This window comes from Actinoplanes ianthinogenes (assembly GCF_018324205.1).
In the GTDB taxonomy this organism is placed as follows: domain Bacteria; phylum Actinomycetota; class Actinomycetes; order Mycobacteriales; family Micromonosporaceae; genus Actinoplanes; species Actinoplanes ianthinogenes.
The window spans coordinates 4694590-4707543 of record NZ_AP023356.1 but is presented as its reverse complement, the minus strand read 5'-3'; the positions used below and the strand labels follow the sequence as shown (position 1 = coordinate 4707543).

Below are 12954 nucleotides of genomic sequence, written 5' to 3'. Positions count from 1 at the left end.
AACCGCCCTGCGTAGGGTTGAGCGGTTGCTCCGCCGCGCTCTGATAAAGTGGCGTCTTGCAGCGGATGCCCCCTGACGTAGTTGAAGACGGAGTTCTGACGTGAGCAAGCGCACCTACCAGCCGAACAACCGCCGGCGCGCCAAGACCCACGGCTTCCGGCTGCGCATGCGCACCCGTGCCGGCCGTGCCATCCTTTCCGCCCGCCGTGGCAAGGGCCGCGACAAGCTGTCGGCCTGAGTCGGCGGTTAGTCGGGCCGGAATGCCCAGGTAGTCGTGCTGGCCGCGACGCAGCGACTGCGGCGTAGCGCGGACTTCGCCGCAGCGATCCGCGGTGGCCGTCGGGCCGGCCGCGGGACCCTGGTCGTCCACCTGCTTATCGACGAGCCGGCGCACGCCACCACGGCGCGCGCCGGCTTCGTCGTATCCAAAGCCGTGGGCAACGCGGTGGTCCGCAACAAGGTTCGGCGCCGGCTGCGCCACCTGGTCCGGCCGCTGCTCGCCGAGCTTCCGCCCGGAGCCTCACTGGTCGTGCGTGCACTGCCGCCCGCCGCCCAGGCCGGGTTCGCCGACCTCGCCACCGATCTGGAGGGCGCGCTGGCGTCCGCCCGTCGACCCCGGCGGCCGCGATGAGCCTGGCTGCCCGGCTCCTGAGCGCGTGCGTCGTCGCGTACCGTCGATACTTGAGTCCGGTGCTGCCGGCCCGTTGTCGGTTCTACCCCTCGTGCAGTGCGTACGCCCAGGAGGCACTGGCGCGGCACGGTGCTCTGCGAGGGACAGGCCTGACGATCTGGCGGCTCCTGCGTTGTCATCCCTTCCACCCTGGCGGGTTCGACCCGGTGCCTGACCCAAGCCGTCACCGTCCTGCCGATGTGACTGGAGCTTAGATTGAGTCTCGACTGGATCTACTACGCCATTTCGTGGATCCTCCTTCGCTGGCATGCCCTGTGGGACGCGATCGGCATTCCGGACGACCGCGTGCTCGGTACCAACTGGGCCTGGGTCCTCTCGATCTTCTTCCTGGTGGTGACGCTGCGCGTCATCCTCTTCCCGGTCTTCGTCAAGCAGATCAAGAGCCAGCGGGCCATGCAGGCGTTGCAGCCCAAGGTGAAGGCGCTGCAGGAGAAGCACAAGGGTGACCGGGAGACGCTCCAGAAGGAAATGATGGAGCTGTACCGGACCGAGAAGGCGAACCCGCTGATGGGCTGCCTTCCGATGGTCCTGCAGATCCCGGTCTTCCTCGGTCTCTTCCACGTGCTGCGCCACCTGAACCCGGCGCTCCCGGAGAATCTGAAGACGATCTACGGCTGGTCGCTGGAGCAGTTCAACAGCGCGTCGGCGGCGCACCTGTTCAACGCCCCGATCAGCGCCAAGTTCGGGTCGACCCCGGAGGAGCTCGCCGCGCTCGGCGCGAACGGCACCACGGTCAAGATCCTGGCCGCCATCCTGATCCTGCTGATGATGACCACCACGTTCCTCACCAGCCGGCAGATGATCCTCAAGACCGGCTGGGCCGAGGACCCGCAGCAGAAGATGATCCAGCGGCTGATGCTCTACGGCATCCCGTTCTCGCTGCTGATCTCCGGCTCGCTGTTCCCGATCGGTGTGGTCATCTACTGGGTGACGAACAACCTGTTCACCCTGGCCCAGCAGCAGTGGGTGCTGCGGAAGTTCCCGCCGCCGCAGATGGCCGGCAAGGCCGGTTCGACCGCCCGCCCGGCGAACGCGACCGCCAGCGACATGAAGGCGAAGAACCCGGTGCAGCCGGGCCGCAGCGGTGGCCTGTTCAGCCGGAAGAAGGACGCCGAGGAGCCGGCCGTCCCGGTCGTCGACACCAAGGCGCTCGCGCCCAAGCCCGGCGCCAAACCGGTGAATCCGAAGAAGGGCGCCCGGCCAGCGAACAAACCCAAGGGATGATCGCGGCGCGAGGCCCGGCTCACCGGGCCTCGCGCGCTCCCCTTGCTACCGACCTCCCCGCGACACGTCCCCATGGCGGCGGCGCGGGAAACAGCGGACCGCTCGCGGTCCGGCCCGAGTGACAACGGAGATGAGACCGTGACCGACACCAGTACTCCCCCCGCTTCCGAGTCGACCGCCGCGGCCGCCCCGGCCGCGGAAACGGCCGCATCGGCCGACTCGGCCGCATCGTCGGAGGAGACCTCCGCGGAGGCGAAGAAGTCGGAGACCGTCACGTCGGACAGTGACCTGTTCCGGCAGAGCGAGATCGCGGCGGACTACGTCGAGGGTCTGCTGGACATCCTCGACTACGACGGCGACATCGACGAGCTGGTCTCGGCCGGCCGTCCGATGGTCGAGGTGGTCGGTGGGCGGCTCCAGCCGCTGGTCGGCCAGCGGGGCGCCACGCTCGAGGCGCTCCAGGAGCTGACCCGTCTGGCCGTCTTCCGGGCCACCGGCTCGCCGAGCCGGCTGCTGCTGGACATCGGTGGGTACCGCGCGTCTCGGCGCAAGGAGCTCGCCGCGGTGGCCCGCAACGCCGTCGAGAAGGTCAAGGAGCACGGCGAGGCGGTCCGCCTGGAGCCGATGTCGGCCTTCGAGCGCAAGTGCGTGCACGACGTCGTCAACGCGATCGCCGGGGTGCAGAGCGAGTCCGAGGGCGTCGAGCCGAACCGTCGCATCGTGGTTCGTGCGGCGGAGTGAGATGACCGACCCACGCTTCGGCGCGGGTGACGACGGCCCGGGTGTCACGACGCCCGGGCCGTCGTCTGTCCCCGCCTCTTCCTCGTCCTATGCGGCGCGTCCCGGGCTGGCGCAGAACGCGCCGTCCTCGTCGGCCGAGGTCTCTCGTGACGTCTCCGCGGTGGACGTGTCGCAGCCGCCGGCCGTGGCTCGGGAGGTGTTCGGCGATCGGCTGGCGCTGGCAGGGGAGTTCGCGCAGCTGCTGGCGACCGAGGGTGTGGTGCGCGGGCTGATCGGCCCGCGCGAGACGCCGCGCATCTGGGAACGTCACCTGGTCAACTGTGGGGTTATCACCCATTTATTCCCTATCGGCGCTTCTGTCGTAGACGTGGGCTCCGGGGCCGGTTTGCCCGGTATCGTGCTCGCAGTGGCTCGACCGGATCTTGGCATCACGCTGGTCGAGCCGCTGGCTCGGCGTACCGCTTTCCTGACCGAGGTGGTCGACGAGCTGGGCCTGGACAACGTCACGGTCGTCCGCGGGCGGGCCGAGGAGGTCGTCGGGCAGGTCGGTGAGGCGGACGTGGTCACCGCTCGGGCGGTGGCGGCGCTGGACAAGCTTGCCGGGTGGTGCCTGCCGCTGGCTCGGGTCGGGGGCAGGTTGCTGGCGCTCAAGGGGTCGTCGGCGGAGGAGGAGATCGACGAGCACCGGGCCGCGATCGCGCGGATCGGTGGTGGCGAGCCGGTGATCCGGCTCTGCGGGGTCGGGTTGATCGATCCGCCGGCGACGGTCGTGGAGGTCGTCAAGGAGCGGGCCGTGGGGGGCTCGGGTGCGCGGTCGGGCTCGGGTTCCGGTGTGGGCTCGGGCGGGCCGGTTCGGGGTGCGGGTAAGGGTTCGGGTGGTCGCCGGTCCGGGGGCGCCCGGGGATCGGATCAGGGCCGCGGTGGCGGGCGGGGGAACAACCGGAGGGGTTAGATGTCCAGGCGGGGTGCGAAGAAGCGGCATGCGCGCAAGGCGCGCCCCGATCAGGCATTTGAGGTACGCCCAGAGCAGCGTGACGTGGCGTCGCCTCGTAGCGCTGTCCCGGACGACGCCTCTTCGGCCTCCGCGCTGGGGGCCTCGTCTGGGCCGGTGGCGTCGGTTCTCCCCGGTGCTTCCGCGTCGGCTGCCTCGACTGCACAGCTCGCGTCGACGGGCTCGGCTGGTCCCGCGTCGGCCGGCTCGTCTGGGCTGTTGGCGTCGGCTGCCCCCGGTGCTCCCGCGGTGGCTGGCTCATCCTCTGAAGCCGGCGACTGCCCGCAGTCCTCCGGTCCGGGCGTGCGTGGGCCTGATGGCGTCGTTTCTGACGAGGCTGAGTCGCGTCCGCGGGGAGGACGAGGGAACCAGGCGCGGGTGTCGGGCGTAGAGGCGGGGGCGTCGCGGAACCGGAGGCAGCCGGGCTCCACGGAGGGGCGTTCCCGGAACGCTCGCCATTCTGGGCCGGCTGCCGATGAGGGCGGACGGCGGTCGCGTTTCGGCTGGGGTTCTTCGGGGACCGCGGATGGCGATGTTTCACGGGAAACGTGGGGGACGGGATCGGGAGTTGGACGGCGGGGTGCGGGCTCTGGGCGTACGGAAAAGGGCGTTGTGGACGCGGTCGGCGTGGAAGCGGACCTGTCAGGAACGGACGGCCCGGACACCGGCGGGGTTGATGGGTATGGCGGCACTTTGCGGCTTGTGTCGGGCGTGATGGTGTTTGTCGGTGCCGCGGAGGGTGACGAGGCGGCGTTGCGCTCGACTCATCCTGTGCACGGAGATGGCAACGGTCGCCCGCCGGCCGTAGGCTGGCCAGGCGTCGATAGTGTGGACCGGATCTCTCCCGCCGGCCTTCACGATCAACTGGCCGACCCATTCCTAGCCAACAGGGATAAAGCGGTGCATGAGTACGGTGTTTCACGTGAAACCGAGTCGCCTCTCGACCGGTCGTCGGGAGTGAATGCAGGCGGACTGCGCGCCGGTGAGCAGGGCGTTCCTCAGCCCCGCCCAGGTGGGTACGGTCCTGCGGCCTCCCACGGCTACGGCGCGCCCGCGCCACATCACCCGGACGACTTCCGTGGACCCGCGCCGGCGCCTCGGTCCGGTCCCCCAGCGGTCGGACAGGTGTCCGTCTCGCCGATTTCGGCGGCGCCCGCCGCGAGTGTCCCCGTTTCTGGTGCATCTGTTCAGCCCGACGAGCATGTTTCACGTGAAACGCCGAGCGTGGATGAGGACGATCCGCCCCTGGCCATGGAAGCGTTGCGAGCTGTGCAGATCCTCAACCCGAGCGGCGAGATCATCATGCCGCGCCCGGACCACCCACGGGTGATTTGCGTCGCCAATCAGAAGGGCGGCGTCGGGAAGACGACCACCACGGTGAACTTGGCGGTGGCGCTCGCGCTGCACGGCAACCGGGTGCTGGTGGTCGACCTGGACCCGCAGGGCAATGCCTCCACCGGTCTCAACGTGCCGCACCACGCCGGTGTGCCGGACGTCTACGACTGCCTGATCGACAACGTGCCGCTGGCCGAGGTTGCTCAGGCGGTCGAGGGTATCCCGAACCTGTTCTGTGTCCCGGCCACGATCGACCTGGCCGGCGCCGAGATCGAGCTGGTGTCGGTGGTGGCCCGTGAGTCGCGGTTGCAGCGCGCGATCAACGGACATCCGGAGAAGTTCGACTACGTCTTCATCGACTGCCCGCCATCGCTCGGTCTGCTGACCGTCAACGCGCTCTGTGCGGCGCAGGAGGTTCTGATCCCGATCCAGTGCGAGTACTACGCGCTGGAGGGGCTGAACCAGCTGATCAACAACATCAACCTGGTGCGCCAGCACCTGAACCCGACGCTGGACGTCTCCACCATCCTGCTGACCATGTACGACCGGCGTACTCGCCTGGCCGATGCCGTGGAGCAGGACGTGCGGAACCACTTCGGAGCCAAGGTTCTGAACGCGGTGATCCCCCGGAACGTGCGGGTGTCGGAGGCTCCGAGCTACGGCCAGTCGGTGATGACCTACGATCCGGGATCAAGGGGCGCAACCAGTTACTTCGAAGCGGCTCTGGAGATCGCGGTGCGCGGGGTCAACACGGGAGGAACGGCATGAAGAACCGTCCGCGGGGTGGCTTGGGCCGTGGCCTGGGCGCGTTGATCCCCACGGCGCCGGCTCCCGGTTCGTCCTCCTCTGACAACGGCGTTGAGGTGGCGCCCGTGTCGGCCGCTCCGGCTTCCGCGGTTGCGGTGTCGTCGGATGGCCTGCCGTCGACCGCCACCTTGGCGCCGCCGCAGCCGGTGCCGGTGCCCGAGCCGATCGGTCAGGGGCAGGAGGATCTTGCGCCGGTTCCCGGTGCTCGGTTCGCCGAGTTGCCGGTGTCCTCCATCGAGCCGAACGCCAAGCAGCCCCGGCACGTCTTCGACGAGGAGGCGCTCGAGGAGCTCAAGACCTCGATCCAGGAGATCGGCTTCTTGCAGCCGATCGTGGTCCGGGATCTGGGCGATGGTCGGTATGAGCTCGTCATGGGTGAGCGCCGGTGGCGGGCGGCCCAGGCGGTGGGCAAGGAGACGATCCCGGCGATCGTCCGGGACACGCCGGATGACGCCATGCTGCGGGACGCGCTGCTGGAGAACATCCACCGGGCGAACCTGAACCCTCTGGAAGAGGCGGCCGCTTATTCGCAGCTGCTGGAGGAGTTCGGGGTCTCGCACGAGGAGTTGGCTCGGCGGATCGGGCGTAGCCGGCCGCAGATCTCGAACACGATCCGGCTGATGAATCTGCCGGCTCAGGTGCAGCGGCGGGTGGCGGCTGGCGTGTTGTCGGCCGGGCATGCTCGGGCGCTGCTGGGGCTGAGCAACAGTGAGGCTCAGGAGCAGCTGGCTGAGCGGATCGTGAAGGAAGGGCTCTCGGTTCGGTCGACCGAGGAGATCGTTCAGCTTGCTCAGCATGATGCGCCGGCTAAGAAGGCGGCGCCGGCTCGGCGGGCCAAGGTGCATGCGCCGGCTCTGAACGATCTGGCGGACCGGTTGTCGGATCGATTCGACACCCGGGTGAAGGTCGACATCGGACGGAACAAAGGCAAGATCACGATCGAGTTCGCGACGGTGGATGACCTGGAACGGATAGTCGGGATGATCGGGATCGAGGAAGAAGGGGCTCGGGCTGAGGCGGAGGAGTGAGCTCCTTGCTGGCGGTTTGAGTTTCTGATGGAAGGCACGCGGTTCAACGCGTGCCTTCTTCGTTTTCGGGTTCTGTCAGAGCCATTCTCCTGGGATTTCTTTCCTCTCCGGGGATCGGGTTCGGGAGCTTTCTGACGGGCGTTTTGGCCCTTTTGGGGTCTGGCTTGGTCGCTGGGGCCGATTCAGCCTTCCTCCTGGTGGCGACCGCCCAACCGTCGCGTCGATACCGACATCCGTCTCCGCCGTAACTCCACTGCCGTCGCAATCCCTATCGGTCCGCGGCTGACTGTCAGGGTTTGACCGTCAGCGGGCCGCCCGCCGAGCCGCCGACCCGCTGACTGGCCGGTCTGACTGGCGACCTCCGACTCACGGGCGACCGGCCCGCCAGGCTATCGGTCGGCCAACTTGGACGCCGGCCCACAACCTGTCGGCGGTTGCCTTTCGGTCGGGTGCCGTCGGCTGCGCTGCGGACTACTAACCCCGCCTACCCGTCGACGGCCGAATTGCCGATCCGTCGACTCGGAGTGCCGATCGGCGACTGCACTTTTCTTCCGCCGTGGCCCCCATAACGGCCCATCGGAGCGTCGATTTAGGACGACAGCTGCGGTCAGCGAGAGGCGAAAATAAACCCGTCCTGATGTAGGTAGGGCCCTCAACCCGCTAGTGCAGCTTCGGATCTCGTCTCCTTGCGGGCTTCATTCTGTTCGTGGTCGTGTGCCCCCGAGTTTGCCGCTGAAGTCCGGGACGGTCGGGCGGCTGCGCAGGGGTCATTCGGCACGGCTACCCGGATTGGCGTGTGTCCACCGAGTGGTTGACAGCCGGTCTCAGTGGCTCGGTCGTCCCGTGGAAGGTGCCTCGGCGGCGAAGATTTATCCATCGCCGCCACCGAGGAGCGGCCATCCAGAGGGAGATTCGACATGCGACTCGACTCCGGCATGACCGCCATGATCCGCTCGATGGCCGCAGACCTTGGACTGCCCGTGCTCACCTACTACGGACTGCACGCCCTGGGGGCGGGCGACACCACCGCCCTGTTGGCCGGCACCCTGGCCGCCGGTGCACGTTTGGTCTGGGTCGCCGTTCGCAGCCGATCTGTCAGCCACTTCTCGATCGTGATGGGTGCGGTCTTCGGCGTGGGGCTGCTCTTCACCCTGCTGACCGGCGACCCGCGATTCTTGCTGATCAAACATTCGGTGATGTCCGCCGTCATCGGCTCGCTCTTCCTGGCCACCGCCTGGCGGGGCACCAAGCCGCTCACCCTCTCCGCCCAGCAGAGCTTCATGCCGGCAAAGGCCAACGACCTGGCCGCCGAATACGCGGCCAATCCCGAAGTCCGACGCGGCCACCGAGTCGCTTCTGCCGTCTGGGGTTCCGGCCTTCTCGCCGAAGCAGCCCTCCGAGTCGTCCTGGTCTACCTCCTTCCGGTACAGGTGATGGTTGGCCTTTCCACGGTCCTGACCGTTCTGACCTTCACCCTGCTGATCGCCTGGAACGCCCGGTACATCGCCGCTCACAAACAGACCGGAGCCGCAGTTCCTGCCCTCGTCTGATCTCCCGCCCTTGCCCGCTCATGAGGCTGCGGACCGAATCCCGCTTCGCCGCCTCACCGCACCACCGCACTGGCCGGCGTCGCACTGATCAGGGCTTTAGCCTCTGAGTCTCTGGCCGTCCGGACGAAGTCCACCCGCGTTCAGTCGTCGGAAGTCGGCGGGCTGCCAGCCAGCCCCTCGGCTTCCGGCGCTTCCGACTCTCCGCTCCAGCGGGTCGGCACCTAGGCGCTAGCTCATCCCGGGCTGCTGCCTCTATATGGTTCGCTGGCCCGGGTGTGACGTCGGCTCGACGGGCCGAGATCGAGCCGTGGTGCGCAACCTTGTTCCTCTGGCGTTCGTGTGGATGGCCTGCCTAGAGAGATGTGCCGGCCTGGCGCGGGTCTCCTTCTGCCAGACGGCGCCGTGCTTGGAGCCGCCTTCACGATGTTTCACGTGAAACCATCAGCCGTGTTGCTATGCAGCGAGAGCGTCGACGGAGCGCTGCTGCCTTCAAGGCGATGGCGGCGAGGAACTGTGCCTGCGGTCCCAGCCCCAATCCGTCGGCTCAGTTCTGGCGTCTGGGAAGCCGGGTTGAACGCATCCGGTGGGCCTGCTGACGATGGCGGGTTACAGGTTGAGGTGCCCGAGGCCGGGCCAGGGCCGACCCTTCGATGCAGGAGACGAGCGACAGGCTAGTACTGCGTATGGCTCCCTAATGCTCCGAAAGAGATCATTCAGCCGGGTCGTTTCACGTGAAACGACGTGTGCTGTGTCTGAGCGACGGGAGGGTTCAGCGCCGAGAGGGTCACTTGGCGACACAGCAGCCAACTCGTTAGCCTGGGGGCCGGCTGCGTCAGCTCGCCTGCTCCCGTCTGGTAGGCCCTAACAAGGCTGAATCGCCGACAGATTCGTTGAATTGCCGCCGCCCTCACGCGGACGTTTGCCAGGGCTGCAGGTCATTCTGCTCGACCCACCGACTCGGCGAAGAGCGTCCAGCGGTGTCCGGCATGTGGCGGCATAGTACGAAGGCGGGACCGGAGCATGGGGGCGTGCCTCCAGTTCCTCGTGCGCGGGCGTCGGTCGCGCTGGCCGCACCGTTGTTGCAAGGCTGCCCCGTTGCCGTAGCACCGGCAGTGCCGTTCTTCCGCACCCTGCTGCGCGGTCGTGGGCGCCGTGCTGTCATCCCCTGTTGTGTGCATCTAGTGGTCCAGTACGCGCTGTCGTGCGCGCCGCGTCCGCTTGCGTGCCGCCTCGTCGTGCGTCCCCGGCCTTCATGCATGCCGCGCGGTGCGGCATCGTGCCTCATACTCCTCCGGTGCCCGGTGCCCGGTGCCCGGTGCCCGGTGCCCGGTGCCCGGTGCCCGGTGCCCGGTGCCCGGTGCCCGGTGTGCCGTGCGTGCCCGGCTGTCGTCCGTGCCCCGATGCTGTCTTGCGTGCCCGTGTTTGTGCCTGGCCCGCTGTCCTGCGTGCCCCGGTGCTGTTCTGCGTGCCGATGTCGTACCTGCCCCATTGTCGTGCCTTGCTGTGCTGGGGCCGCGCTGTCGCGCGTCTGTGCTCCAGCGGTGGCTTGCCATTGTCCGTGCAAGGCGGTGGCTGCCCGGGATGCGCCGGATTTGCAAGCCTTCGCCGATGGGTTCGCCTTAGAGCGGAGATCTACCTTGCACGGGCGTGCTCGGCGCGTTCCGAGGAAGCGTTTTGTTCTGGGTCGCTACGCCGTTTCACGTGAAACGGCGACCACTCGGCCGTGCAGGGCCCGCTGCGTGGAATGTCTGGACGGCCGCAACCTGGTCGGTTCGTGACGGCCTAGCCGTTACTACTGATCCACGAGCCAATTGGTCGGCATGATGTCTGTTCTCTGTGCCTCTACCCAGCCGGAAGGGCGGGCGAAGGACTGGCCTAGATGTGCTCCGTGTCGGGCGAGACACGAGCGGGCATGAGTTCGGACGAGGCCGGCTGGACCGTGTCGCGCAAACCGTGGGCGAAGTTCGGAGATTCTGACTGTGCGCGGTGCGGCTGGCAGAGACTCCGGCCGCGACGCCTGATCTGAGGATGGGGCTACATGGCGGCTGGGCGCCGATCACGGCCCGGCCCGGTGCAGCCCGAGGTGGGTTGATGGGTGGGTTGGCTAGACGCACATCAACTGACGGACGGGCTATCCGGAGATCCGTCTAGCGCGCTGGGAACGGGCTGTGGGACAACCAGTTGACGAAGACAAGCCAACGGGAACAACCCCGCCGAGATCACCTCAGCGAGGTGCCGCCGACTGAGACGACGTTAGGGAGATGCCGCCCACCGACGACCTCGGGGAGGTGCCGCCCATGGAGGTGCAGCCCATGGGAGCGACGTTCACGGTGGCGATGCCCGCGGTGGCGATGCCCGCGGAGCCGGCCCAACAGAGTTAGTCGGCGGGAACTGTTGGCGAAGGTCATCTGGCGGTCGGTTGGCGCGGGCGGAGTCGGCGCGCCGGTGCGCGAGGGACGGCGAGCCAGATCCGATGGGTTGGCTTTGTGTTACCTCCGAAGCGACTCGGCGGGATGCCGACTCGATTGGATGCATGTCTGGTGGCTACCGGTCCGCCGGTCCGTCTTACACGGGAACGAGCTGTAGATGCGCCGCCGAACAAAGCTGCCCGCCAGTAGCTGACCTATTACAACGGGGGTCGGGTTTTCGTGGCTGTTGTACGGAAGGGCTTGGCCGCAGCACGAGGGTTCCGGGTGGACTGCTCTTCCGGAGGTAGTTGACCTGTGGTCGAGTCTTCGGATCAGCACGGGCGCAGCCGATCGGCGCGGCATGGGGGTGAAGGCGGAGATGGGGCCGAAATTCTCCTCGGACTGAGGCAGGGCATTGTCCGGGAGGCGAGCGATCTGAAGCGGGCCGGTTTCTGGCACCGCAAGCGGACCACGAGGCGTGGTCGGGGGCAGATATTGGCAGGGGAAACGCCTACTGGGTGCGGTTGGCCGCCGTGGCTCGTCGGACGGCAATGGGTTCGCGATCCCATGATCGTGCGAGCGTGGCCTGGAAGCGTGTTTGCCGCGGAGGCCGGCCATAGGCGGGCCGGGCAAATCGGCGTCGGACACCTGGGCTGACGCCGGGCCGGGACCCGGGACTCGGGGATGTGTGCCGTCGAGTCGTCGTCGGTACGAACCGGAACCGGCCGCCCGGAGTCTGGGGCTGACTGCGTGGCGCCGGGGTGTGTCGTCGAGTTGTCGTAGGCGGGAACCAGAACCGGCCGCCCGGAGGTTAGAGCTGGACTGCGTGGCGCCGGGGTGTGCGGGGAGCCTCGATTGGGCTGCGGCGTACCGGCCGTGCGCGGATAACGGTTGACAAGGCTGTGGCAGTCGGTGCGACGTTCGGGCCGTCCGTTGTTCTCGCGGCAGGCGAACTGCCCCCGGGCGAGCCGGTTGTGCAGTGCGGTTGACAGGGAGTACGGACGGAGCCATGAGAGCTGCCCCGGCACTGAGCGGAGACATGAGTAGAACTCGGATCGGAACCCGCCGGCTCGGCGTGCGCTACGGGACTGAGGACGGTCAAGGTTGAACCATCTGCGATGGCTCTAACCTTCTTCCGACGTGGGATCGATCCCTTGGCCTGTAGCCGTGACGATCGCTGGGCGACCGACCTGTTGCTCCGTGGCACGGAGGGGTGTTCGGCTGATTGCGCGTCGGCTCGGCCTGAAAAGCTGCCAGTGAAACCCGGCCGGATGGGTAGACGCGGATGCTCGGGGCGGCCCTGGCGCGTCGGTTGGCCGGCTTAGAGACATGGGCTGGCGCGATTATCCACAGGCTGTGGGTTGCGGAACGGGAGCTGGGGTTCGGCGCCGTTTCACGTGAAACGACGCCGATGGGCTGCGGGTCGTCCACTGCACTATCCACAGGGCGTGCAAGCGTTCTACGTCGCGTTTCACGTGAAACGGGTGGGCCTGTGGATAACTTCTGTGGATAACTTGGGGACGAGTGTGTGGAGAGTCGCATGCTCACTTTCGTCGACGTCTCCGTAGCGGATCCGTAGCCAATCCGTAGCCGCGAGACGAGATCACAGACGCGTCCCGGCGCGCCCCGATTTGGATCGACAGGCCGGCGAACTATCGCGACCCGCGAGGCATCCGTGGCCGGTCCGGGCCGGGTGCGGGCGATCGGCTCTCGTCAACTACGCACGCCCGCCCAAGGTTCCTCACGGCCAGCATGAGAACGGCCATCGCCGTTGCCGAGGCGCCGCCACGCTCGGGCTGCGAATTCAACGTCTCGGTACGCCAGATCGGCGCCTCTCATGGAGACCGAGCGACGGACTGATCGGCGGAACCATGGACGGCAACTGACCCGCGGTGCTGCCAGCGAGGATCGCGCCGGTGCAGAGCGGAAGACGATAACCGTCGGCGAACCGGAACAGGGCGCGGGCTGAGGGGCGATCACCGGAGTGGGCGAAGGGCTCGAAGGTGAACGCCAGTTGCAGACGAAGGAGTGAGACGGAGTGCAATCCCGTGGACGGCTTGAGGTGGAACGCAATCCGTCGACGGTCAAGGGGGAGCACAGGCTTCGGGTGAGGAGTCGGGCAGACCGGAGTGGAAGGCCACTGCGGAACGTGGGCGTGCGGACCGGCCGTCTGGATCGC

Annotated in this window: 9 protein-coding genes; all 9 read left to right on the top strand. The window is 67.8% G+C overall.

Going from position 1 to position 12954, the window contains the following annotated elements:
- The first annotated feature begins 100 nt into the window (after window positions 1–100).
- The 9 genes from rpmH (at window position 101) to Aiant_RS21120 (ending at window position 8367) form a co-directional block, all read left to right on the top strand.
- Window positions 101–238, top strand: a complete 138-nt coding sequence (rpmH, locus tag Aiant_RS21160; RefSeq protein ID WP_014695313.1) for a 50S ribosomal protein L34 — start codon at window positions 101–103, stop codon at window positions 236–238.
- A 36-nt stretch (window positions 239–274) separates the two neighbouring features.
- Window positions 275–631, top strand: a complete 357-nt coding sequence (gene rnpA, locus Aiant_RS21155) for a ribonuclease P protein component (RefSeq protein ID WP_189332009.1) — start codon at window positions 275–277, stop codon at window positions 629–631.
- On the top strand, window positions 628–885 hold the full coding sequence (gene yidD, locus Aiant_RS21150) for a membrane protein insertion efficiency factor YidD (protein ID WP_189332010.1): 258 nt from the start codon (window positions 628–630) through the stop codon (window positions 883–885). The genes rnpA and yidD overlap by 4 nt, the downstream gene beginning before the upstream one ends.
- Window position 886: 1 nt before the next feature.
- Window positions 887–1915, top strand: a complete 1029-nt coding sequence (gene yidC / locus Aiant_RS21145; protein WP_189332011.1) for a membrane protein insertase YidC — start codon at window positions 887–889, stop codon at window positions 1913–1915.
- Window positions 1916–2053: 138 nt separating this feature from the next.
- Window positions 2054–2656, top strand: coding sequence for a Jag family protein (locus tag Aiant_RS21140; protein ID WP_425322683.1), 603 nt, complete (start codon window positions 2054–2056; stop codon window positions 2654–2656).
- A 1-nt stretch (window position 2657) separates the two neighbouring features.
- On the top strand, window positions 2658–3608 hold the full coding sequence (gene rsmG / locus Aiant_RS21135) for a 16S rRNA (guanine(527)-N(7))-methyltransferase RsmG (RefSeq protein WP_212847119.1): 951 nt from the start codon (window positions 2658–2660) through the stop codon (window positions 3606–3608).
- A gap of 1179 nt (window positions 3609–4787) precedes the next feature.
- A complete protein-coding gene (locus Aiant_RS21130) occupies window positions 4788–5750 on the top strand; it encodes a ParA family protein (protein ID WP_280528274.1) in 963 nt (320 codons plus the stop codon).
- A complete protein-coding gene (locus Aiant_RS21125; protein ID WP_189332013.1) occupies window positions 5747–6817 on the top strand; it encodes a ParB/RepB/Spo0J family partition protein in 1071 nt (356 codons plus the stop codon). Before Aiant_RS21130 ends, Aiant_RS21125 begins: the two co-directional genes overlap by 4 nt.
- A gap of 917 nt (window positions 6818–7734) precedes the next feature.
- Window positions 7735–8367, top strand: coding sequence for a VC0807 family protein (locus Aiant_RS21120; RefSeq protein WP_189332014.1), 633 nt, complete (start codon window positions 7735–7737; stop codon window positions 8365–8367).
- The last annotated feature ends 4587 nt before the right edge of the window (window positions 8368–12954 follow it).